This window comes from Treponema sp. J25, from assembly GCF_004343725.1.
GTDB lineage: Bacteria > Spirochaetota > Spirochaetia > Treponematales > Breznakiellaceae > J25.
On record NZ_PTQW01000035.1, the window covers coordinates 1 to 24,434 of the forward strand.

Consider the following 24,434-nt stretch of genomic DNA (forward strand, 5'->3'; position numbering starts at 1 on the left):
CCCTGTCAAGGGTTTTTGAAAAGATTTTTTAAAATTTATATTCGAGCCACACGCTCACGGAGCGCCCATCTGCTGGATAATAGGCGTCCCAATACACCAGGGATGCATACTTCGTATCTAGAATATTACTGATTTTTCCATTAAAAGTCAAAGAAGATCCTTCTCGTTCAAGCACCCAGCTAAGGCGAGCACTATAAACGGTATAAGCTTCTATAGGATCCTTAGTATTCGCCAGGTCTCCTCCTTGGAATGCCGCACTTCGATATTCCACAGAAGGAACCACTGTGATCCCATAAGGCAAATACAAATAAACGGATCCATTCACTTTATGGGGACTAACAAGAGGAACCTGCTTGTCCTTATAGGAACCTTCCATAAAGCGGGCATCAACAAAAGCATAGCCTCCCTCAATTTGAAGGTTTTGTGAAAGCCGACTCGAAAGCGAAACCGTACCTCCCCATCGACGAGTTCGATCCATATTTTCATTGTGAAAAGTACTCATGTTATACGCTATTTCGTCTTGAATCTCCATGTAATAGAGATTTCCTTCCACAGAAAGCCACTTTCCTAGATCGAAGCCTACTCCTGTTTCAGCAGTAAAACCTTTTTCAGGACGCAAGTCCTTATTAAAACTCCCACCACCGGTGTAAATCTCCGCTTGTTCATCCGTAAAAGGATAGCGGAAAAGGGTACCATATGTGGTGTACACTTTAAGATTTTGTATCGGTCGATATACCAGGGATCCATTATACACAAAGGCACTATGAAGTATCTGATCATTTACCGAACCATCTTCACTTTTTGCGCCAATGATGGCGGTATCATACCGCAGACCTGTAGAAAGAAAGAGATTTTTAAGCAATTCTAGTCGAAGAGAAAGATATGGCCCCGCGCTCACCATCGAAACATCATAGGCGTTAGAGAGATTTGTTCTTTTCTTGTCAGTATATTGATCGATAGAAAGAAAAGCCCCATACACATCAGCTCCTCCCACAATACGAATCGGGATAAGACCTATTTGTAACTGAGCCGTAGCCTTCGGGCGTAGTTCTCCTGTTTGAACAAAACGACTAATATAGGTAGACCAGGAAGCCATATCCGCAAAAATCCAGCGGGAATGATAGGAGAGTGGCACTTCTACAGAAAGCTGCTCAGAGGGGGTCCATTCCAAATCGAGGGAACCGGTAAGATGCTGCTCCTTACCTTCATCAGCCCAATTAACAGCCTGGGTAGGATCTGCCTGGAATTGGGTTTTAGTAAGCCCCCCCGGCAATTGATATTGAAGATCCGAAAGGGCTCCCTGAAAAGAAATACGGAACTGTTCTCCAGGATACAATGTTCCCTGGAGAGTTATATTAGTAACCTGGCTTTGTTGTCGATCTCGATATCCTTCTTTTCCTGTGTGTTCAGCGGCAAGCGAAAAAGCTCCCTTTTCTGTGTTCTGTTGGTGAGATATTTGAACCCTATTTTCAAAGAAACTCCCAAAAGAGGTAACCAGCCGGGTATTTTGTTTAGTGATATCTTTTTTGGTAACAATGTTAATAACTCCGGCAACTGCATTATTCCCGTATTCTACAGAGGCTGCTCCCTCCAGGACCTCGATTCGTTCCACATCGGCAAGGGAGATACTATTCCAGTTGATGTTTTGCATATCTGGATTATTTAACCGCCGGCCATCTACAAGCACTAAAACCCGACCAAAGGAATTTTCTCCAAAACCCCGTAATGAAATTGATTCAGAACCGGGTCCCGAAAGGGCACCTGAAACAGTAAGGACAGGGATCGATTTAAGCACATCCACGATATTTGTGGCTCCAGAAGCGGCAATCTCATCTGTCCCTATTACATAGACATGACCAGGTATCGTGTCGATAGATTCAATAGATCTACGGGCGGTAACTAAAAGGGAGGGAGATGATTCCTGTCCAACCAGAAAGAAAGGAAAGACTCCCCCCAGAAACAAAAACCATGGCAAAAAGCTACGAACGATAGAGCCCCCCCCAAGGCCTTTCTTAAACCACGGAAAAAGAAAACGCATAGGGTCCTCCTCGGGACAAAAAATACCCGGACCCTCGCCACGCCATACAGACGCTTTTATGAGAAGAGCGAAAAACAAAAGGAAGCTTTTGTAATTTCCTTAAAAAAGAGCCAAGCCACATTCCTTTCTACCGCTCCCCTTCCTCGAGGGTCTCGGCATCCTGATAGGGACCGTCTCCCGGCTTTCGGATCCATTTACTCACTGCGTCTTCTCATGGACTGTCCCTAGCCAGGGGGTGTTTAGTTTTGGCAGGTACAACACCCCAGACCGACCCAGTTCCACAATGACACCCAGGGCAACATTAAAAAAATACAAAAATACGCAATAAGTTAATTCCCCGGTGCAGCTTTCATCCCCGATTACGGTGGCGGGACCGCTGTGGATTTTCACCACATTCCGCTATCCCTATCGGTGTGCAAACCTACTGTATAAAGAAAAAGAAGCATTGTCAATTAAGAATGAATACGATTTTAAGAAGGGGAAATCGGCTGTCCTATGAATTCGATAAAAAGACAGAGATTTTCCAGCGATATATTTCTAGTCTATCTGGGCGGGGTTCCTTTTATAGGGGACCCGACATCGGCAGTATCAAGATGAAAATTAGTAATAAGGGTGAAACCTGAATCCGTATAACTTACCCGAAAAAAGGTAGTGCTTTCCATTTCAAGATCAATTGCAGGCCAATAGGGACTCGACTGAGGGCTTTGGGTTGGCTGTTTTTCAGCAGATTCTGAGGTAGTGTAGTGTCACTGCGCTCTGTGGAATAATTCTGCATGAAGCGCTAGGACAGAGAAAACATTATTAATCTGAGTCAAGATAGTTTACGCCAATAGGGGGTCTTTTCTATATTTAAATCAAAGATCTTTAAACATTGATTTTCATTAAAGGAACAATCCCTCGGCTGGATTTCAATATCCTAAGCCCCCTTGTTCCAGTCCCCTTTTTATCCCTTCTACAGCTACTCGGTAAGTCGATATTCAATAGCAAACCCAACGGGAACTGGTTCCCTTATCGCAGAAGGAAGCGTAAAAGGCACTGACTGTTCCACAAGTCGGCGGGCTGCATGAATAAGAATTGGGTCTACCTCGGGAGCCTCAATCGTCAGGTCCCTGATGTTTCCTGTGGGAAGTACCGTAAAGCGTAACAGGATTCTGCCCTCAAGCCCTCGTTGGCGGGCCCTGAGAGGATATACCTTTCGAGCTTCGAGTTGGCGAAGAATGAACTGAGAGAGGGATGTGCCCGTGAATGAAGAAGGCCCTCCAGAAACATCGGACCCCCTTTCTTCGGTATACCCATTTCCTGCTGACAAATTGGATTGGGTTTCCCCTTCCACGAGGCTTTCTGCATTAAGAAAAGAAGAAGAAACCTCTCGCTGATCAGCGCTAACATCAGAAATAATGGAAGAATGTTCGGCTAAAGGAATTTCTTTTCCTTCTAGAGAAAGAGAAGGAGAAGTCTCCGGTACAGGTTTAAAGATAGTTGTTTGGTTAGCTACTGGCGGTGCTGGAGACCGATTAGAATCCAAGGTGTTTTTTGAGAAATGAGAATGAACCGATCCACGACAATCATTGGCCGCTCCCTCGAGCGTTAGTACCATATGCAACGATGAAGAACTCGCAAGAGGAGAAGGCAATAAAAATTTTTGGATTCCTATTAAAACAGAAAAGAAAAAAAAATGGAGGATAAGAACAACCCCAAATAGAATAAAAGAGAAAAATCGTTCATGGTTCATAACGATGACGAAGCACCACCCGAGAAAAACCGTTTTTCTGTAGAATATCAAGAAGGGTTATTACCTTTTGGTATGACACCTCTTTATCACAGCTAAGCGCAACAGTTATTTCTGGATGCTGCAAAGCCCATGAAACAAAGATCTTTTCGAAACCATCCAAGGGGGATTGGCGCCCATCAAAATATACAAAGCCTTCTTTATCAAGAATAAGCTCGATTTTCTTGGGGGTACTTGAAGAACCGGAAGAAGCAGTAGGTAACTGGATCGATATCACCGGAGTATCAAAACGACTTGCGAGCATAAAAAAAATAAGGAGCATAAATATCACATCAATAAGGGAGGTTATATTGATAGCAAGCTGATGTCGGCGACGTCTACGAAAGGATACCATTATTATTTACTCCCTTTTCTGATACTTCAGTAAGATGAGATCCAGAGGATGCTTGGGTAGTATACCCAAAGGAACCCGCAGAAAAGACCGATTCAGACAAAGCTTCCCCAAAGGACGAAAGGCTCTTTCCAAGACAATCGGGACGCAAAAACTCTAACATGTAGGAGATAACAAGGGCCATATGGCGAAGTCGTTTATCAACCTGAACTTCAAAAAACCGAGCGGCAATCGCGGCAAGAATAGCCGTTCCGAGACCGGTAGCGGTGGTAATCATGGCTTCCCAAATTCCTGAAGAAAGCTGGGCTACATCTACCATTCCTCCCTGCATTTCTATGACATGAAAGGCCCGCATAAGACCGGTAACGGTTCCCAAAAGCCCCAAAAGGGGCGCCACGGTCACCACAAAGGAGAACACATCAAGCCATCGTTCCATTTCATTCCGAAGCCGTACCACTTCCCGATCGATCCGTTCAAGCAAGATCGGCGCCGGGGCATCCTGGTGAGCCCAAACAGTAGCCGCCACTTCACCGGCAGGAGACCGGCGAAAAGACGCGGGCCATACCGAAGGAGGGAGCTTTTTTCCCAAAAAGCGCTGGAAAGGGTCATCTTTTTTCCCTTCTTTAGAGGGGTGATGTAAAAAATACACCGTTCGTTCACAAATCCCGTACAGGACAAGCAGGTATAGCCCAACAATTACCCAATTAACCGGTCCTCCTCGTTGGATGAATTCAATGATTGTAAGCAGGGAGGTCACCGGCCACTCCTTCGGGCAAGCTCTTCTTCCTTCTGCTGGATTTCTGCTTTACAGCGGGCAATGTCTTCTACAAGACGTGCGATTCCTTCATCATCCTTTCCCACTATATCACTGCCCTGTTCCCTAAAGGCTCGATACACTTCTTCGCCCAGTTGCTGGAAAAGGCCTTTCATTTTTCCCTGTAATTGGGCGATATCCAATTTGAGCACCCCCTTCTCTCCCAGGTCTTGAGCCTTTTCCCCCGCCTTTGCTAGGATAGCATGGGTAGTCTTAGAACTTTCCTGAAAAAAGGACTGCAATTTTTCTTTAAACCCCATAAGAGATACCTCCCCCTTCATCCTGAGCTATTATTTTCGCTGGATCGCCAGGATGGTAAGATCATCGTATTGCTCATCTTCCCGCACCTGAGTGTAGTACAGATATTCCTTTTGGTCCAGGTTTTCTTTAGTGTTTCCGCAGTAGGTCCGATACTGGACAAAATGGTCTTTCAAAAAGGCGTCCACCTTTTTATCCACCAGGACTTTATCTTCATCGGTCACCGTGGGTGGTCGATACATACGGAAGACCTTTTCCACCGAAACAAGGGCCATGACGAGTTCCTCCACCGAACCCTTACACCGGGAAAAGTCAAAATCGAATTTCCGCTCCTGGGCGGGGCTATGGTGTTTAAGCAGGGTAAAACGGGAAGCCTCCATCACCCCCTCGATGATACCCTTAATCCGGTCGGGACCTAATTCTTCATCTCCCTGGCCCACCACATGGTTTTCGTGGGGGCTATCCTTTTCTCCATCGGTACAGAGGATTTCTTCGTAAGCCTCGTTGCGGAATTTTCGTTTTGCCTCTTCGATCCCGTCCGTATAGAGAAGGAGGATATCCCCCGGATTAAAGGTCACGGTTTGTACCTGGTAGCCCCCCTTCATGTTTATAAGTTCGCTCGGCAGCACCCCCGCGGCGGGAGTTTCTGGGAGACTACGGGTTTTAAACTGTCGTTCCCGGGCATCGTACCAGTGGATCTGGTTATCTCCGGCATTACAGAACCGGGCGATCCCCGTCTGGCTATCAAAGAGACAGAGGGTAAAGGCCGCAAAACGGCCCCGGAATCGAAGATTTTCAATAAAGTCATTAATTTCATACACCAGCCGTTCGATCCGCATGCCCTCCGCGGTGGGTTTCCAATTCTTAAAATAGCTGATGAACAGGGTGGCTACCTGGATCATGATAAGGGCCGCAGGGACCCCCTTCCCTGCCACATCACATTTCATAATCGCAAAGTAGCGCCCGTCCAGATCAACAATATCAAAATAGTCCCCCGAGACCCCCTTAGCACCCTCATAGTACCCAAAATATTCGGCATAGCGGGTTTCCTTGTGACCCGTGGTAAGTTTATTGCCCATGGCATCCGTTTCCAGGGGAATGAACTTTTTCTGGATCTCCTTACCGATGGTAAGGTCCTTTGCCGCAAGGGCCGCCTTCACCAGCCCATGGGTCATGTCATTAATGGTGTCCCCCAGAATGGCGATTTCGTCCCGGGTCTTTACCTGGATGTCCTTGCCTTCCAGCAGGGCCTTGTCTTCCGTATCCCGAATCATCTCCACATGACGGACTAGTTTCTGAATTGGTCGAATGATAAGGGATGAAAGGATAAGGGCCCCCATGATGCCAATACCAATCGCCAGGAGGGCAATAAGGGCGGTCACCCGTACCAAGCTCTGACGACCCCGTTCCACCTCTTTGATGATAGAGTCGATAGAAACTTCAAGACGAACCAAGCCGCGGAAATAGATATCTTCTGTACCCTGCCGATACATGACCGGTTTAAAGAAGATGTATCGGTGGCTTTCATCGGGGTTAAGCGCCGGCGGGAGGCGATCCTGGGGGAAGGCTGGCTCAGAGCCGATTTCCGCCGAAAGGGCATTCAACCGTTCGTTCAGGCGAGCTTCCAGATCCCGGATGGTTCGCTGCAGGTCATCCCGGCGTCGTACACTTTCTGCGTCCGTTTTCAAAGCGAGGGAAAGGGCTTCTCTGGTAAGGGCCCCAATGGTGGCAGAAAGTTCTCCTACCTGAACGCGGGCGGCTTCATCCAGTTTTTTCGCTATATCGGGCACCCGGGCGCTTAAGGGGTCCGATACCACAGAACGGCCCACATCAAGTTCGGGCGTATCGATCTTTGTAAGGATATCCGGATCATTGGTAGCCCACACATGATCCACCAGGGAGGTATTCCCGTCCCTGCCATAGCCGGTGATGGTGGCATAGCGAGCCTCCGGTACGGCCGAAACCTGGGCTGGCAAGAAGCCGAGCTCAAGTACATTCTGGGAAGGAAGATACGCCCGGGCTCCGGAGGCCAGACTTTCGAGCAAAACCCGGGATCGATCCCGTAGGCCCGCCAAGAGGGTCGCTTCCTGGGTTCTGGTCATCATGTAGGAAAGAGGGAGAGCGATAAGTAACACCACCGTGATCACCAGAAGGGCCGTGAAGGCGGCCAATTTGATCCTGAGGCTGATTCCCCGCCGCCGGATCTGGCGGAGCCGTTGCATTTTTTCTTGTGATGGCATAGGCACTCCTGTCATAAGGGCCATAACGATCTTTCGAAGATGGAAGGTTTCTAAAAGGGATCCTCCCACACCCCGCAGGGCCACAAAACCCATAAGAAGAGAAGAGAGCATCGAAAGTATCAGGACGAGGAAGGGAACATCGACGATATACCGGGTCCCCGAATCAACAAGACGCCAGGGGGCTTTCCAGGGATTCCGGTAGTCCCCGAACTTAATCGTTCCCATTTCGGTGACGTTCACGAGGGGTCCCGTGCGGTACCATCCCCGTCGGGGATGGTAGAGCAAGAGTCGATAAACCCCGGCAGGGAGGTCCTCGGTACGAATATCCCGAATTTCCCGGTTCGATACGATCCGATAGGCCCCTTCCTTAAAAAGAAACTCCCGGTCATAGGGGGGATTCCCGTCCTGGTCCAGCACAATCCGTTCGATGGGGCCTTCATCCAAAAAGCCGCGCCCCAGAATACGAATCTGAAGTTTTCCTTCCTCATTTTGCCGGGCATCTACGGAACTCACCGCCGTGTAGGGAATAAACTTATTGGTACGAAAATAGAGGATCGCCGGTACACCCACATTACCCACCCGGTCGTAGGCGGCCACCGCAAGCCGCCAGACTCCGTTATCAATATTGGAAAGGGAAATGATCCTTTGGTTTCCCACATCCCGCCGGGGCAGGGGGGAAGCAAAGGTTCGACGTTCAAGGGCCTCGGCAAAAGCCTGGGGAGCATAGTTTGCGTACGGCCGAGTATCATCCAGGTACTCCAGGGAGTACAGGAAACCCGCCACATCCTCATCGGGGGGGGCATTCCAGGAAAGGGTCCCGCTGTTAGAAAGTAGATAGCCCTCCGCATCGAGGTCCGGCGGGATAAGGACCGGGGGTACGGGAGGCGTGGTGTCCCGAATGAAGCTCAGGCGGGCCGCCTCGGACCAGTTTCCCGCAAAGTCCCGGGCCCGGATCGAAAAATACCAGGGCCCATCGTCGGTCGCAGGGAGTGAAAGGGAGCTAGTAGGACTATAGAGCATGAGCGTTTCCGGCGGAAGGGCCGTGGGATCCCGACCCCACAGGTAGGAGAAGCCCAGGATTCCCGACGGATCTTCCGGCACTAACCAGGAAATCCGGGCCACATCGGAACGAACGGCCTTCCCGGACTCGAAATTTTGAGGCCGGAGGAATGGTTTTGGAGCGGTCGTATCAGGGGCAAGGAGATAGATCCGGTCGCTTCCCCGTTGGGAGGCCTGAAAAAACACTTGAAGTTCCCCCCCAGCAAAGAAGGGGCGCGCAAAGGATGCCTCAAAGGAAGCCCCTGAAAGCTCCGATTCTTCCCACTCAAGGCCTTTCTTCAGGGCCATGTAGATTCTATTTTGGCCCCGTCGATTATCAAACCAAAATACCGCCGGTTCTCCCTGGACCAGCACGGCCACGGGATTATTTGCGTAGGCCCCGGGGGGACTTATGCGCTGAACCTCGCCAACAATAGTTCCATCATAGTTCAGCAACATCCCATATACCTGGGGAGAAGCGGCAAGACTGCGTCGTTCCCAGGTAAGAAACAGCCCCTTTCCGGTATTAAGAAGGAAGGGCCGCTGATTATCAAAGAAAGCAGCCTCGTTTCTGGTACGAGTATAGGGGTCGGGGAAGGTAGTCAGTTGGATCGGGGGGGACCAACTTTTTCCTCCATCGGTACTGGTCTTTAAGAAGAGCTGAAAGGTCGGCCGTTCTATACCTTGTAAGGATTGAAACACCACGTAGTCCCGCCCCCCCTGGGCTCCATGGGCGGGCAAGAAATTAAGACGGAAGCCACTTTCTGTGACAAAGGGCTCAAAGGACGTCCAGGAAAGGCCATCATCAGAGCGGGAATAAAAAAGGGAGAGACTATCATCCTGACCGCGACTTACAAAAAGAAGGTAGCCCCCATCACTTCGCACGAATAAACGGGGCGCCAGGGAAGTATTGGTATCTCCGTTAAATCGATGTTCCGTAAAACTTGCTCCCCTGTCGTCGGAACGGAGGAGTACCACCGAAGAGCCACTCTCCACTACCGCAAGCCAGATATGTTTTTTTGAATCCACCGTGACACTGGCAATCGCCGGTTCGGTTCCCCGAAACACATAAGGACCCGCCACGCGAGAACGGACAACCCAAGGATTCTTTCCTTCCTTCACTGCCACAGAAAGGTAAATCTGATACTCCGTACTTTCTCCCGACCGTTTTTGCTCTGCTTCCTGCCAGAGCAGAACCCCCAGTTCACCAGAACTGGCTATCTGGGGGAATTTCCCACCAGGGAGGGAAAAAGGTTGGGGGCTCTCCCAATACCACTCCTGGCTAAAGAGAGGAGCGAGCCCCCAGAGAAGGAGGAAGACCAGGCTGCGCATCCCTGTCCTCTGCCGGGAGAAAATGGGAAACCCTTTCAAAAAGAGGCGTATTTTCCCAGAGTCCTGATATCTATTGGGGTAGCCACATAAAGACAGTTTCATAGCCGGGCCTGGATCCTCCGCTCTAATTCTCGCAATTTAGGTACATTTCTGTTTTTAGGATCCTGCAGGAGTTGCTGGACTATAGAAAGGGCCACAATGGTGTTCCCATTTTGCAATTCCTGGACTGCCCGCTGATATTCCCGTTCCGCCGCACTGGACAACACCACCACCGCCTGCCCCCCCACCTCTGCCTGGATGCGATCCTTAAGGGTAATCGCTTCTTCGCTATTGGGATTCAGCTTTAACGCCTCGTTCAATTGTTCCAGGGCCACAGGGAACTGACTGCGTAAGTTACTGTCAATGATACGACGGGCCGCCTGGATAAGTTCCCGGGCTCGGGCAAGGCTCGCTGGATCCGGCGGCGGAAGTCTGATGCCTAGTTGAATTTCCACCCGTTCAATAATAGTTTTGAGACCTGGATACTGGGGATCAATAGTATACAAATCCTGTAACTCTGAATAGGCTTCCTGGGGTGCACTCGTGAGCTTTGCCTGAGCCATGGCAAGGCGCTGCCGGAAATTTGCCGCAAAGGCCTGGGGATCCAGGATCTGATCAATCTGCAAGTCCAGCAGGCTCGCCTCCTGATTCAACGGAAAAAGAAGCCGTACCTCCTGGATTTTTTGTTTTGCCAGGTTGAATTTCTCCTGGGCCTCATTCCTTTTTCCCTGCCTCAGCAAGGTCTTTCCCTCTTCAAAGGCATTCTTAGCGATACTCAGAAGCTGGCTCATTTCAGGGTACAGGGGGGCCGTGGGGGGAATGGTTCTACCCGTTTTGAGGGAAAGGGCGCCCCGCACCAGGGTAAGCCAGAATTGTACTTCCGGCTCGTCCTCCACATTGGTGGTTCTCCAGCGGCTCTGGGCCTGAAGCAGGGTATTCTCGGCCCGTTCAAAGTTGCCCGCAAAGTATTCATTTTTTCCGGTGGTGATAAGCCGTCGTACATCCCGGACCACCAATTCGTTTTCTCGCTTCGATATTTCTTGGGAGAGGCTCAGCAATCGGTTATCCCGCTCAGTGCGAAGAGCGGGCGATTCCTGCAGGGCCAGGGATGCATCGTACCGTTCGCTGGCCTGCTGAAGTCGAGTACGGGCAAGCTCAAAATTCTGCTGGGTAAGGGCCGTCTGGGCCTCCCTGAATCGCCGGTCCCCTTCGAGCTTGAGACTTTCGGCAAGTTGCACCTGTTCCCGGGCCTTTGCAATAGCCTGCCGCACCTGGTTAAGGAGGCTCTGAAACTGCTGGGCCAAGGTGGCGCTCTGTCTTTGCTCTCCCTGCAGGAGAGGACTTGCTAGAAAAGAGGGGCCTTCCTGGCTATAGAGGTTTACCACCCTCTGTGCTTGGGTCAGGTCTTTTTCGAGTCCTGTTTGGAGTTCCGTTAAAAGGGGAAGCGCTTCGGCAGGATATTTAGCACGATACTCTCCCCCGCTGGGTAAGCGCTGGCTCTTTCCTTCTATCAGAGCCTGGGCCTCCGTAAAGCGATCGCTCCTATCCTGGAAGGTTTTACCCAAAAGGATGTTTTCTCCCTGATACCGATACCCCGCAAGCTCCAGTTCCTGCTGGAACACATCTTGCAGGGCACGGTTAAGTTGTTCTCCCACGTATTCAATCAGAACCTGGCTCCGCTCGGTGGTAGAAAAGGGGCTGGCCGGAGGGAATACCGCCCGCACAGAACGGGGAAAGCCTTCCTGCATTGCCTGTATCTCCCCATAGGTAGTGTGCACTGCGTTCCGCAAAGAAACAAGTCGCTGTAGAAGCCGTCCATCGACAGGGCTGCCCCCCTCTTTCGAAGCAGGAGATGGACTTGTTCCCGGCTGAGATTCTTGCCCGGAAAGAAAGAGTCCCTGCCCCTCGGTATACAGGGTAGTACTCTGAGACCGATATTCCTGAAGCTTACCCAATACCGCCGCTCCATACCCATAGAGTTGATATTCTAAAAACCGGGGAGTCTTACCGAGCACAATAGATTTGCCATACCCATGACTTCGGTATTGCACATCAAAGGCCGCAAGGGGGGACCACCAGGAAAGAAGATTCATTCCCATAGAGGCAAGGGTATTCATGGCCCCATACAGGTTCCCTGCCCTGGCGAAAGCCTGTTGTCGTTCCGCTTCCCGCCCCCCCTCAAAGATTCGTTCCAGGGCACCCAGCAAAGCCCCCTCGGACCGATTAAGCTCGGTGGACCAACAGGTATCGAGGGCTCCCACCATTCCTTCCAGGCCAACCTCAGTTTTTCGTCCCATAATAAAACGAAAGGCAAAGGGTAAGAAAGAATTGTCCCCCAACGTGGAATCCCCTTTTTGCAAGAGGGTAAAAAGATTTTCAAACAATACCCCTACCGAAGCCAGGCGTACCCTGAGATTAGCATACGTCGCCAGGGCTTCTTCCAGGGTCCGATAGGCCTGCTCGAGCGCTGCCACTCCCTCTGGATTCTGTAACTGGGTTGCCTGTTGGACAAAATTTTCCGTAGCCCTGGTGAGGGCACTGAATACCTGGGGGAATTGGGTAATACTCTGATCTACATCCTGTAAACCCCGGTTTACCTGATTCACCAGGAGCATATCATATCCTGCCTGATAAAATTCTTCCCGATAGAGAGAAAAACCATCCCGGTAGCGCTGGAGGGCCCTGAAATAATTTCCCTCTTCAATAAAACGTTTCCCCTCGGCCATTATTTTCTCAAATTGAGCCCGGTTATAGGTAAAAAGGGCCGTTTCCTTTGTTTTCAGGATAAATTCCCGGCTTGCCCGATTCGGGGCAGCTTCCAGGCTTTCAAGCTGACGGATCATCGCCAGTTTACGCTCATCATTGGTAGGGTCATTCACCAGAACATCCAGGAGTTCTCCCGCCAGGCGGTTGTATTCTTCCCGCAATCGAACAATCCGCTGGAGCCGTCGCTGGGCATCATCAAAACGGTCAGGATTTTCTTTTATATATTCGGTAAGTACCAGGATTGCCTCGTTATACCTTCGTTCTGCAATGAGCGTATCCGCCCGGGCCAGGGCCTCATCTTCCCGTTGCCCCCCTGCGTAGAGAACACCCGGCACACCCAGCAAAAACACGAGGAAACTGAGGAGTAGTATCTGCCAATGCTCCTGATTACTCACCTTCATGAATACGGTATATCCATTATCTTACTATCGGAAGAAAAAAGCTCCCCCTGTAACGGTACGACCCTATACACCAATAAACCATGTCCACAGCGAAGAGGTTTCTTTCTGACCGAATCTTCACTTTTTGCTTTCCCTGCTGGTGCGCTTTCACCGGAGAAGAATACCTCCGGGCATCCTCTACCTTCCTATTATTCTTATTCCCGCTTTTCAATAAGTAGAAATACTTTCTCTTCCGATGTATATTATAAGAGGAGAAGGTATGTCCAGATTACAGGGCGCCCTAATAATGTTACTCTCTTTTCTCATCGCTGTATCCAATATACCGCTCTTTTCTCTGGATATACAGGAAGATTTCTATGGGTCCGTCAGCGATTACCTGCAGGGGATTTTTGGTATAGATGATAACGCAGGACTTTCCACCCTTCCGGTGCTGTCTATCCCCTTGGGGGGCAAGGTAGAGGGCATGGGAACCGCTTCCGCAGCCCTGACCGATACCGCCGCAGCCCTTGAACGGAACCCTGCGGTGAGCGCCCGTCTCGAACGAACGGAACTTGCCCTCTATCATAATAACTGGATGGCGGATACAAAAATTGAAGGGCTGTTGTATACCCGGCGTTTTGAGCATCTGGGCTTTGGTGTGGGTGGAAAATGGCTGTACCTGCCCTTTACCGAATATAACGATTACGGAGAACGGGCTTCAAAGGGGTTTTACTCTGAAGGGGTGGCCCTCGCTAATGTTTCTTATACCCTTTTCCCCGGGTACTACTTTGCAGGACTTTCCGTAGGGGCTAACCTGAAAGCGGCGTTTCGCCTGGTGCCCGACTACTCGGATGATACCGGCACCATCAAGAAAGGTTCAGGCCTCAGCCAATCAGCCCTGGCACTCATGGTAGATGGGGGGCTCTTAACCACCTTTAACTTCCTTAAATACTACTCGAGCCGGGAGCGTAATACCGCGGCCGCCCTGGTATTCAAAAATGTAGGCCTCCCGGTAGGTGGGGATCCCCTTCCCACCGAAATAACCGCCGGCGTTACCTATAAACCCCTACGGCCCCTTCAGTTTGCCTTCGATGTTACCTTCCCGCTTAACCTCCAGGATCCATCCCTTTCAGAACGGCCCTACTGGGCGGCAGGAGTTTCTGCGACCCTTACCCCCTTTGTAAGCATGCGCGGGGGGATCTTAGCAAAGACCGGCAATATCCGACTTACCATGGGAAGTGCCATTCAGGTAGATCTTATAACGCTCGATATAAACTATACGCTGGATCTCCTTACCCAGCTTACTCCCCTTAACCGGGTAAGTCTTGCGGTTCAGTTTAATCTTGGGGATGAAGGAAGGGCCGAACGGGCCCGAAAAGTAGATGAGCTGTACCTGTTGGGACTTACGGCCTACGCCCAGGGGAATTACGAAAGCGCTCTCCACTACTGGAAGGAGGCGCTCGACCTTGACCCTGCCTACGATCCTGCCCGAGAGGGCATTCAGGCGATCGAGGGGGTACAGGCCCTTACCGATCGCATAGAAGAAATACAGAAAATCGAGTAACCTTCTGGTCTCCTTCTCAGAAAGGAAGTTAACGCTTTTTCCTGAAAATCCGGTAATTAATGTCCGGGAAAATGGCATGTCGCTTTTCAAGCTGGGTAAGCCACTCGGTACTGATATAGTTTCCTCCCAGGGATTCATAAATGATGGAAAAATTGTCCACACAGCTTTCTACCATGTGACGGGCATACTCAACAGCCTGTTGATAATGGAGCATAGAGGCCCAGTCAGAGGCCTGGGCCAGGAGCACCTCCCGGGCCGCCTGATTTAAGGTTCGCTCCTTAAGCCCACCATCGTTGGGGAACCGTTCGGCCAGTTCTATCATCTTCTCGGTAATCTTAAGCACCGGGGGGTACATCCAATCATTGGACGAATTGAGCCAGGTTTCTCCAAACCCATTTTCTCCCCAGGAAGAAAATTCGGGCATTACTTCTTCAAGCTTTTCCTGGGAAAAATGAGCACACACATGAGCAGGAGTATCAACCGCAAAGGAAGACCTTTGAGCGGCCTCCCGGAAAAAAGTTTCAAGAAAATCGATCCCTTCATACCAGCGATGCCCAAAGAGGTCCAGGTTGTAGGCTCCTACCAGGCATCCCTCTTTTTCCCGTAAACGCCGGTAGGTATCAAGATGACTTTCACAAAGCTCTACAAAGGCCTCAACGTCTTTTTGTAGTTGCCCATGAGCATCCTGAGGAATGTAGGGTTGTTTTTCCCCTTCCCCACCGGTTACGGCCCAGTATTTATAACCCGTTTGCTGGCGACTTCCATCAGAAGCAACAAAGGCCTTCATATCCTCCCGGGGAAGTTCATAGCCAATGTCCCAGTAATATTCCCGATAACAGGCATGGGCTGGATACCCCTCATGGGCATCCCAAACTGCCCGGGAAAGGGCTAAATTCCGGGCGAGGACCTTTAAACCCGCAGGAGTCCGTACCGGCTGGAAGGTTCCTTCCTGGGGTATGGGGTGCCCCTGTAAGAGTCCGTGGGTATCCACCACGGTGTACGAAAAACCATAGGATCGAAGAATCTCATCCAGTTCAGGATTCCACCCCGCTTCAGGGAGCCAGAAGCCTTCGGGGAAACGACCAAAGGCCTCTCGATACGTTTTAAGGGCCACTTCTATCTGTGCCTTAATCGCCTCAGGATAACTCGTGTAAAAAGGAAGAAAGGCATAGGTCGCCGCGGTGGCAAGAATTTCGACTTTTCCCTTTTTTTGATATATGTCAAAGGCTCGAATCACATTTTTTTCATACCGTTCTGTGAATAACACCCGATATTCAATAGCCCGATCGTAATAAAGATGAGCAAGATAATTCATCCAGGGGATATTCCTGGTACGATTCACTTCCCGTTCACCCAATTCAATCTTGGCATCCAGAAATTGAATAAAGGAATCTACAAGAGCCGGATCCTGAAGTTGTTGAATTAAGAGGGGAGAAAAGACTATCCCGAGCTTAAAGGGAATCCGATCTCCCTCTAATCGGTCGAAGGTTTGTAAAAGAGGGATAAGGGTCTCATATAAAAGATTATACAGCCAATATTTTTGAGGAGCCTGCGGATCCGCATCTTCTTTTATAAAAGGGATATGCCCATTGAGAATCAAAGAAATCGTTGGAGTGGTGCCCATTCATCATACCTCAGTATTAATTACAGCCGCTGTACTGGCCAGGGGAATATTCTTTTGCATATACAATGCGCATCTGTTCAATTCCAGAAAGAAGCAGTACCGGTCCCAGGGGATGCTGTTCGAGTTCTAAGGGAGAGAACCGCACGGTTCGCGGAATTCGAAAGGGACGAGAGGTGGCTAAAAGGATATGTTGCCGTCCCTTTTTCACAAAAAGCTCCACCGTAAACCATCCCTGGGGTGCGGGGAAACAAATGTACCAGGAACCATCCTGAATATCCACATCGATGTTAAAGGATTCCCCTTCGGGGGTTTTACCGGCGACACAGGAACTAACCCGAAGGAAATACCCATTAAAGTCATGGGAGGCTTCGTAGGTCCGTCGATCCTGTTCCCGAATATGCCAAAACACAAAGGCCCAGACGGGATCCCGCAATAACACATCAATATACGTACTATTATAAATCGCAGAAGAGGGTTTGTTCTTTTTCCGTTCAAAGGTATCCGCCGATTCTTCCTGAAGATCGTAGGATTCTACATTAAGCAGTTCCGCATGGGCATCCAGGATTTCTTGAATGATAAAAGTGCGGTTTAAATCCAGGGGAATATCGAGGCCAATCTTATCTGCCACTGCCAGGAGTTCTTCCGTGGAAAGGGATTCCAGGTATGCACGGCTGAGCTGGTTTTCAATCATGGCACCTATCATGGGAAAAAGCCTATTCCCTGTCAATACGGTAGCATTCATTACTCATGTTCCATCACCCTCTGAACAAAGAGAGCAAAGTAATCCGGAAGGGGGGCCTGGACTCGCACCATTCGACCGTGAGGAAAGAGGGAAAACTCCAGTTCGTAGGCATGAAGTAACAGATGCTTCAGGCGATACTCTTTTGCAAGGCGCTTGTTTAACGAAAAATCCCCATACTTATCATCGCCGATAATGGGATGACCAATAAGCGCCAGGTGACGGCGGATCTGGTGCATTCTCCCCGTCTGGAGTTCCAGTTCCACATAGGAGTAGCGATCATTTTTCTGTACACACCGATATCGAGTGATAGCCGCCTTTACCTGTCCCCGAAGGGTCAGGGGTTCTTGAATCGTTCCCCGCGCAGGATGCAGGGAACCAGAACAGAGGGCCCGATAGGTTTTCCGAAGTCCCCGGGAGGTAAAAAGCACCTGATACCTATGGGCAGCCTGTCGGTTCTTAGCCACCAGAATACAACCAGAGGTATCCCGATCAAGCCGATGGACAAGGAAAATCTTGTATCCCAGCCGTTCTTCTAAAAGGATATCGAGGGACTTTTTTATCCCCACCCCGCCCTGCACCGCAAGACCGGCGGGTTTATTAAGAATGACACAGTCTGGATCTTCGTATAGAATGGGGATATCCTGCATACGAGGCATACTATCGTGAGAAATGAAATGAAACAAGCCGCAATTCTTCTTGCGGTCCTGGGGAACCTGTTTCTTTGGCTCTGGGCGGTTCCCGGGGAGCCCCTCTATTCCCCCACCTGGGGTTTCCGGATTGATCCCCCCGAAGGTTTTGAGTTTGTAGAAGGGGACGGGAAAAATCAATTCGCCTTTGTTTTTTCCTCTAGTGATATCCATCTGGATATCCGGGTATATCCTTCCGGCGCCTATCAAACCATTGAGGATCTGGGGCAGGAGGTACAAAAACGGCTCAGGAACCAGGGGGACCAGAGTTCCTTTGAATACCGGGGGAAACGGGCCCTGCTCATGCGTCTTGATTTCTCTCTCTCTAATAAGGCCTATACGGGCTGGGCAGTGGCCGTTGAGGTAGCTCCTACAGGAGAAGGGGGAAAGGCTCCCCCACCGTTTCTCATAGCCCTTATTTACGGGCCCCGGGAGGCGGAAAACAGCCTTACCTCTGCCTTGTATGTTTCTACCCTGGATTCCCTTGCCCCTACACCGGGCGATCAGTGGGCCCCTGGCATCATTACCTCTTTCACCTATCCGCCGGAGGCCCGCCTTCAGAGAACCCTTCCTTCCCTTAATCTTCAGGTTTCAGTGGATACAAGCGACGAAGAAGCGGCGGCCTCCGTGGTAGAACGGGAGTATCAACTTCTTACCAACTACCTCACCAGTCCTCGCTGGAAAGAGGCCTGGATTCGCTTTTACCAAATGATTTACAAGGATGCCTATGAACGACTACGGCCGGTGGCGCTTGCCCTTGAGGCGGAGCTAGGCGTACCCGGCTCTCCTACGGCGCAGGCCCAACGACAATTCGCAGAAAAACTCCTCAGTTGGCTTCAGCAGTTTAGCTATGAACGGGACCCGGCCGGAACGGATTTCGTAAATCCGGTGAGCGCCGCCTTACAAGCCCGGGGAGACTGTGACAGTCGCGCCCTCCTGTGGGCCATCATTTTGCACCATGCCCACATTCCCGCGGCGATGATGGTTTCCCGGGAATACCAGCACGCCATGGGGTTGGTACTCCTGGAAGGAGCGGGGGCCCGCTTTACCCTCGGCTCCCGTCAATGGCTTGTGGCAGAAACAACCGCAAAAGTTCCTCTGGGCCTCATTGGTCAGTCCGTGGCGGACCCGAATCGATGGATTGGGATTCTCTTTGAATGAGCCCAGGGTCTCTGCCGGAAGGTCTTCCCTTTGGCCCGGAACCCCGCTTTTTTTCTCTAAAAGGGCCCCCGCTTCTTTGAATGGAAGGTATTCTCCTCATCGAGAGGGCTTCATGGGCCTCCCCACAAAAGGGGCAGAGGAATTGTTTCAGCGGGAATATATTTTCCCTTTGGCGGGTAAGAGGTCCCGTGGGCACCGATGAAGGGGCCTTAAGCGTTAATTCAACGGCCTAGAGGTTGCGTCCTCCTTAAAAAGGAATTCTGTTAGTCCCTATAAAGGCCCCAGAATTCTTTCAGCTTTTAGCTACCTCCGGGGGAGCAACCAATAAGTTGTATACTTCCTGAGGGGTACCAGCAGCCAGGAGGGCCGAACGAAGTTCTTTATTCTTTAACCGGGCGCTGAAATACGAAAGGGTCTGTAAATAGTAGGCATGTTGATTATAGGCTGCGGCGATCATAAAAAGCAACCGGACCGGCTGGTCATCCAGGGTCTGAAAATCAATAATATCACACTGGCTGATTCCTATAGAGACCACCAGGTCAGTCACCGAGGAAAGCCGCACGTGGGGAATAGCGATTCCCCGCCCAATGGCGGTGCTCATGAGTTCTTCCCGTTTCAGGATTTCGGCGGCCAGTTCCTGTTTATTTTTCACCTGAGGAGCGGTGGCCAGATTATCCGCCAGCGCAAGAAGGGCATCCCGTTTCGTTGAATAGTTTAAGAAAAGGATGCGACTGGGAGAAATAATATTTTCTATCTGAACCGAAGAAAACTGGGGAGTCATGCGATTGGTGGATAGCCGGTCGTTTACCCATCGCTCAATTTCAGATTTTTTGAACCGCCAAACCGTACCGATCTTTCCTGCAGGAATTTCTCCTTTTTGAGCCCAATCATAGACCGTCCGCTCTGAAACTCGCAGGTACTTGGCAACCTCTTCTATCGTAAGGATATCATCATCAATCATATTTACTCCTTTCAATGAGGACCGGTAATCCACTATAATATTGCAACAGATAGCACAATATGTCAAGTAAAAGTATTTTTTTCTTTATTTTCTCTTCTCCCGAAGCTCATGCAAAGAATCCTGAGGGAGCAGTGCTCCTATAGTGGTGGTAATAAGTTCTTCCTTTCGATGTCCGAAAACCACCAGGGACCCTCCTTCCATAAACTCGCTCAGGACCTGTCGACAGGCCCCACAGGGACCAACGGGACCTTCCGCATCGGGGGTGGCAATGGCCACGGCGGTAAAACGACGCTTTCCCGCCGCAATGGCAGAAACCACCGCGCTCCGCTCCGCACAAATAGTAAGCCCGTAGGACCGGTTTTCCACATTGGTCCCAAGGAAAACACTTCCATCCTCACAGAGGAGCGCCGCCCCTACCCGAAAATGAGAATAGGGGGCATAGGAATTTTCTGTGGCTTGTAAAGCCATTTCATACAAAGCCTGTGCATCCATCATATATATGCTTCTCCACGTTGACAGATATACGGTTACCCGCTACCATACTACCATATCCCGGGGGATTTATGCAAAAAAAAAATATAGTAGGATATAGTGTTATACCTCTTTTTGTTATATTTCTGTATATTCTTCTTGCCTCTCAACCAATACCGGAGGAAGTAAGTCTGGCACCCCATTGGATAGTAGACCTTACCGCCTTGTCAGCCCAGGGCCCAGAAACTCCCCCATCTCAAGGAGTTGTCCCCTTTAAAAGCGGTTCTTTCTTTGGCTATATAGGGGTAGATGGGAAAGGAGGAGGGCTGCTTCCGGTGAATGGTGCGGTAACTTATTCCCGGAACTGGTGGATTGATTTTGTCGACCCTTCCCGTCCGATTACCCTGCGCAATCCTTCGAGAACTATCCAGACCCCAATCGAACAAGTACCGGGGTACCCCTTTTTTTTAGAGGACCGGCTTTTTTTTATCGATGAAGAACAGCGTTCTCTTTTTCGCTACACCGAAGAGGGGAAGTTCCTCTGGTTCTACGCGTTTCCGGGCATATGCACCGGTCTTTCCAGTGGGACCAATCGTCTTGTGGCGGGGACCCTCGAAGGGTTGCTCGTGGTGCTGGATGTTACCAATGGTAAAGAACTGTATAGATTTGAACCGGGGGGATCTCGGCGTTCCCTTATCCTCTCTTCGGCTATTTCCAAAAATGATACGTATATTGCCCTCGTAGCGGGACTTGAACCCCAGCGATTTCTCGTTCTCGAACAATTCAAAAACACCTACAAGGTGTTATACCATAGGTACCTTTCTTTTAATTATCGACGGCCCGTGTGGTGCACCATCGTAAAAAATGAATGGGTTCTCTACGAACAACCCGAGGGCATTGGTATTTTCCACCTCTTTTCCAAAAAATTCTGGTTCCTTTCTTTCCCGGAAAAATACCGTCTGTACCGGATCCAGAAAATAGGTGGAACAGAACAACAGGGAATAGTGGGTGTACTTCTTTCCCAAGAAAAAAATCATGCTCTCCTTACCATCCGGTTACCCGATACTATTCTCGGCATAGCTCCCTATGAAGCGGGGGAAACCGACCTTACGACCGTCCAAGATACTTTTTATCTTTCCTCGGATACTCGCTTTATATCTTTTTCATTCATAGAAGGACGATAATATGAAACGGTGGGGATTCTTTCTTTTAATGTCGGGGATGCTTTTCCCCCTTTTTTCTATCGAATGGCCCACGGACAGTCGTACGATACGCCGCTCCTTTGGAATGAACGAGGGGGGGCGGTTCTTCGGCGGCTTTGAGTTTACCACCGAAAGCCCTATCTATACGATAGATGCCGGAGAGGTTCTGTTTTTTGACAATGATTTTTACACCCCTATCCGGGGCTTCCCCTCTCCCCTGCAGAACTGGATAGCCATCGAGCATCAGGAAGCATTGATTAGCATTTATGGTAAACTAGAGGGTGTCCCAGAAAGAACCTCCGCCCTTATCGATACGGGGACCCCCCTGGGGATCCCCCGAAAACAGAGGGGAACAGGAGAAAGACTTCTGTACTTTAGCCTGTATGATCGAAAAAACAAACAGTGGGTTCATCCGGCCTTACTGCTTCCCTCTTATGAAGATACCAAAGCCCCCCTTATCCGGCAGGTACAACTGGTACCTCGAGATGGGACCGCCGCGGTTGTTCTTGGAAGAACAAGAACCTGCAAGCAGGGGACCTATCAGATTTATCTGGATGTCATTGATACCTTTGACGCTAATCCTTCCCTAACGACCGTTCCTTTTACCTATCAATGTTTTGTGAATGGTATTGAGTATTCTCGCCTGCAGGTCGATACGCTCTATGTAAAGGAAGGGAAGCTTTTTATGGGAAAGCAAAAAAGCTTTCCCGTAGAGCAGGTGTACCGTAAAGATGGTCTCCTGTACCTGGGGGAGATCCAACTTACCCGGGGAAGGGTGAAAATCGAATTCCTGGTTACCGACCTGGCAGGGAATCAACGGACCAGCACCTTTGAGCTAGTGATAGAATAATCAGGCAAAAAGGGGATTATTTCTTCATGATCCCTTTTCGATAACCCCACAGCCTGCCAGAATAGTGTGGGGAAGCATCCGTTGTTCATCCCCAGAAGGAATTGGGCTTTCCACGGAGCGATACTTTTCCTCATCACTTTTTTTCTTATCAGGAAAGGGGACATAAAAGGCCGCCGATTGCCCGGGGGCAATGGCCCGCTGGGGTTCTTCGAATTCAACCCGAACACGACCTTCCGGTAAGGGAATAACCAGGGCCGGCGCTGGCCGAGAGGCAAGGCGGATTTTTACCAGGGCCCGGAACGGTTCATCACCAAAACCTGGAGCCCAGAGGGTCTCAGAGGCCTCGAGGGCTCGAGAAAAAAGGGCCGACTCAGGGCCTACCACAACCCGATTCCGCGGGGCATCCAGGGATACCACATAGAGCGGTTCCGTGCCAACACTTACCCCTACCCCCCGTCGTTGCCCTATGGTGTACCGAACAATTCCCCGGTGGGTTCCCAAAAGCTTTCCCTGTTGATCTACAATCTCCCCCGGTTCTATGGGTGCATCATTAAATAAGAACTCGTAATCTTCCCGGGCAATAAAATCCTGACTATCCTTCTTTTCTGCCACCGCGAGTCCCCGTTGCCGGGCCATCTCCCGAACCATTTGCTTGGTATAGTTTCCCAGGGGGAAGCGGCATATCTTCAGTATGTCCTGGGTAAGGCGCTGCAGAAAATAGCTCTGATCCTTCGAAGCATCGAGGGCCGGCGCCACATACACTCCCTTTTGAGGATCTCCGCCGGGAGCAAAAAGGCGAGCATAGTGACCTGTCACAAAATAGTCAAAAGATACTCCTCGATCTCGCAAGGCCTGGGGAAGGAGGCCAAATTTTATATGGGGGTTACAGCGCAAACAAGGATTAGGGGTTCGCCCAGAACGATATTCCCGACGGAAATAATCAACCACTTCCTTAAGATAAGCCCGGGAAAGATCTATCACATAGTAGGGAGCCCCCAGGGAATCGCAGAGTCGCTGGCATGCGGCTTCATCCTCTTCTTCATTGGGGCCGTAACAACCATTCCCGGTCCCCGGCGGGAAATAGATGGATCCGTCGTAGACCCGCATGGTTACCCCTACCACCCGACAGCCCCGCTCTGCCATGAGTTGTGCTACAAGAGAAGAATCGACTCCCCCGGACATGGCCACCGCCACCGTACTGCCCGGTTCAGGCAAGGGGAGCTCCCGTAAGGTATCAAGATACAACATAGTTGACCATTATAATCATATTCATATCTTTGCCAATAGGGAGGTGCAGTCGCTTCTGTAGCTATTACAAAGGGGCTTTTTCTTGTATTTCCAGGAATAAGCACTATACTTTACATAAAAGGAGGAACATCATGTCAAAAAAATATCTCCTTTTAGTAGACGATGAAGAAAACATCCTTCGGGCCCTTTCCAGGGAACTAGAGGATTGGATTGCAGAACGCCACATAGAGCTTCTCTTTGCTAATAACGGAAAGAAGGCCTTGGAAATTCTTAAAGAAAAGGGAAAAGAGACGGTACTTATTGTTTCGGATCTCAGAATGCCCGAAATGAAAGGTTCAGAACTTTTATTGCGAGTAAAAGAGGAATATCCTTTTATTGTATCGATTTTGCTAACCGGTTATTCAGAAATTGAAGAAATAATTAAATCAATAAAAGCGGGTATTTTTAGTTATATTCTTAAGCCCTGGGATTCGGACTATCTTCTTTCAGAAATAACGAAGGCATATGAATACGCAGAACTACAGCGAAGTCATCATCGTATTTTGTTACAAATGCAAGAGGAATTACGTTGGGCCGGCGAAATGCAACGGAATCTTTTGCGACCTAATCTCCCTGCCTCAGAAAAAGTGGAATTCCGGGTAAGCTATAAGCCCCTCGTATATTGTGGAGGAGATTATTATGATGTGATCACCCTCAGTCCCGATAGATACCTTATACTTCTTGGAGATGTGGCAGGACACGGAATACGGGCAGCTATTATTACAGGGATTCTTAAGGCAGTCATTTATCCTGAATATGTCCGTACGAGCCTGACTCGGACCATTTCTCCTGCTCATTTTCTTTCCTGGCTTAACGATCGGATGAATTTTGAACTTCGTCGGACCACAGGGATTCTTATTA

18 protein-coding genes and 1 riboswitch are annotated in these 24,434 nt (G+C 49.9%); of the genes, 5 read left to right on the forward strand and 13 right to left on the reverse strand.

Going from position 1 to position 24,434, the window contains the following annotated elements:
• Window positions 1–28 precede the first annotated feature (28 nt).
• The 7 genes from C5O22_RS10720 to C5O22_RS10750 all read right to left on the reverse strand — a co-directional run bounded on the left by C5O22_RS10720 (window position 29) and on the right by C5O22_RS10750 (window position 13,046).
• Window positions 29–2,038 (reverse strand): TonB-dependent receptor, encoded by a 2,010-nt coding sequence (locus tag C5O22_RS10720; RefSeq protein ID WP_132781679.1) that lies wholly within the window; start codon window positions 2,036–2,038, stop codon window positions 29–31.
• 172 nt (window positions 2,039–2,210) lie between these two features.
• Window positions 2,211–2,436: riboswitch (cobalamin riboswitch) on the reverse strand.
• 560 nt (window positions 2,437–2,996) lie between these two features.
• Window positions 2,997–3,635 (reverse strand): energy transducer TonB, encoded by a 639-nt coding sequence (locus tag C5O22_RS10725; RefSeq protein ID WP_165910499.1) that lies wholly within the window; start codon window positions 3,633–3,635, stop codon window positions 2,997–2,999.
• Window positions 3,636–3,759: 124 nt separating this feature from the next.
• Window positions 3,760–4,161 carry an ExbD/TolR family protein gene (locus C5O22_RS10730; RefSeq protein ID WP_132781683.1) on the reverse strand — a complete coding sequence of 134 codons (402 nt, stop codon included), beginning with the start codon at window positions 4,159–4,161 and terminating at the stop codon, window positions 3,760–3,762.
• Window positions 4,145–4,915: a MotA/TolQ/ExbB proton channel family protein gene (locus tag C5O22_RS10735; RefSeq protein WP_132781685.1), complete on the reverse strand. Its 771-nt coding sequence runs from the start codon at window positions 4,913–4,915 to the stop codon at window positions 4,145–4,147. Before C5O22_RS10735 ends, C5O22_RS10730 begins: the two co-directional genes overlap by 17 nt.
• On the reverse strand, window positions 4,912–5,232 hold the full coding sequence (locus C5O22_RS10740) for a hypothetical protein (RefSeq protein WP_132781687.1): 321 nt from the start codon (window positions 5,230–5,232) through the stop codon (window positions 4,912–4,914). The genes C5O22_RS10735 and C5O22_RS10740 overlap by 4 nt, the downstream gene beginning before the upstream one ends.
• A gap of 30 nt (window positions 5,233–5,262) precedes the next feature.
• On the reverse strand, window positions 5,263–9,840 hold the full coding sequence (locus tag C5O22_RS10745) for a SpoIIE family protein phosphatase (RefSeq protein WP_132781690.1): 4,578 nt from the start codon (window positions 9,838–9,840) through the stop codon (window positions 5,263–5,265).
• A gap of 98 nt (window positions 9,841–9,938) precedes the next feature.
• Window positions 9,939–13,046, reverse strand: a complete 3,108-nt coding sequence (locus tag C5O22_RS10750; RefSeq protein WP_132781692.1) for a hypothetical protein — start codon at window positions 13,044–13,046, stop codon at window positions 9,939–9,941.
• A 259-nt stretch (window positions 13,047–13,305) separates the two neighbouring features.
• Here C5O22_RS10750 and C5O22_RS10755 point away from each other — a divergent pair, with 259 nt between their 5' ends.
• Window positions 13,306–14,589, forward strand: coding sequence for a UPF0164 family protein (locus C5O22_RS10755; RefSeq protein ID WP_132781694.1), 1,284 nt, complete (start codon window positions 13,306–13,308; stop codon window positions 14,587–14,589).
• A 28-nt stretch (window positions 14,590–14,617) separates the two neighbouring features.
• Here the strand turns inward: C5O22_RS10755 and C5O22_RS10760 are convergent, their stop codons facing one another.
• Genes C5O22_RS10760 through C5O22_RS10770 form a run of 3 tightly spaced genes read right to left on the reverse strand, consistent with a single transcriptional unit; the run spans window position 14,618 to window position 17,602 of the window.
• Window positions 14,618–16,213 (reverse strand): glycoside hydrolase family 57 protein, encoded by a 1,596-nt coding sequence (locus tag C5O22_RS10760; RefSeq protein ID WP_132781696.1) that lies wholly within the window; start codon window positions 16,211–16,213, stop codon window positions 14,618–14,620.
• A gap of 16 nt (window positions 16,214–16,229) precedes the next feature.
• Window positions 16,230–16,904: a DUF4912 domain-containing protein gene (locus C5O22_RS10765; protein ID WP_165910500.1), complete on the reverse strand. Its 675-nt coding sequence runs from the start codon at window positions 16,902–16,904 to the stop codon at window positions 16,230–16,232.
• 50 nt (window positions 16,905–16,954) lie between these two features.
• Entirely contained in the window at window positions 16,955–17,602 is a 648-nt protein-coding gene (locus tag C5O22_RS10770) for an RluA family pseudouridine synthase (protein WP_132781700.1), read from the reverse strand.
• Window positions 17,603–17,629: 27 nt separating this feature from the next.
• Here C5O22_RS10770 and C5O22_RS10775 point away from each other — a divergent pair, with 27 nt between their 5' ends.
• A complete protein-coding gene (locus C5O22_RS10775) occupies window positions 17,630–18,802 on the forward strand; it encodes a hypothetical protein (protein ID WP_132781702.1) in 1,173 nt (390 codons plus the stop codon).
• A gap of 292 nt (window positions 18,803–19,094) precedes the next feature.
• Here the strand turns inward: C5O22_RS10775 and C5O22_RS10780 are convergent, their stop codons facing one another.
• Window positions 19,095–19,763: a PTS sugar transporter subunit IIA gene (locus tag C5O22_RS10780; protein ID WP_132781704.1), complete on the reverse strand. Its 669-nt coding sequence runs from the start codon at window positions 19,761–19,763 to the stop codon at window positions 19,095–19,097.
• Window positions 19,764–19,847: 84 nt separating this feature from the next.
• Window positions 19,848–20,255 (reverse strand): cytidine deaminase, encoded by a 408-nt coding sequence (gene cdd, locus C5O22_RS10785; protein WP_132781713.1) that lies wholly within the window; start codon window positions 20,253–20,255, stop codon window positions 19,848–19,850.
• Between the two features lie 71 nt (window positions 20,256–20,326).
• On the opposite strand from cdd, the gene C5O22_RS10790 reads away from it, so the two are divergent.
• Both C5O22_RS10790 and C5O22_RS10795 read left to right on the forward strand, forming a co-directional pair.
• Window positions 20,327–21,418 carry a PQQ-binding-like beta-propeller repeat protein gene (locus C5O22_RS10790; protein ID WP_132781706.1) on the forward strand — a complete coding sequence of 364 codons (1,092 nt, stop codon included), beginning with the start codon at window positions 20,327–20,329 and terminating at the stop codon, window positions 21,416–21,418.
• 1 nt (window position 21,419) lies between these two features.
• Window positions 21,420–22,286: a hypothetical protein gene (locus C5O22_RS10795; RefSeq protein WP_132781707.1), complete on the forward strand. Its 867-nt coding sequence runs from the start codon at window positions 21,420–21,422 to the stop codon at window positions 22,284–22,286.
• 24 nt (window positions 22,287–22,310) lie between these two features.
• Here the strand turns inward: C5O22_RS10795 and mnmA are convergent, their stop codons facing one another.
• The gene (gene mnmA / locus C5O22_RS10800; RefSeq protein WP_132781709.1) at window positions 22,311–23,534 is read right to left on the reverse strand and encodes a tRNA 2-thiouridine(34) synthase MnmA; all 1,224 of its coding nucleotides are present in this window, start codon (window positions 23,532–23,534) and stop codon (window positions 22,311–22,313) included.
• Window positions 23,535–23,665: 131 nt separating this feature from the next.
• On the opposite strand from mnmA, the gene C5O22_RS10805 reads away from it, so the two are divergent.
• Window positions 23,666–24,434 (forward strand): response regulator (locus C5O22_RS10805; protein ID WP_132781711.1); only part of this gene is annotated, 769 nt, incomplete at its 3' end.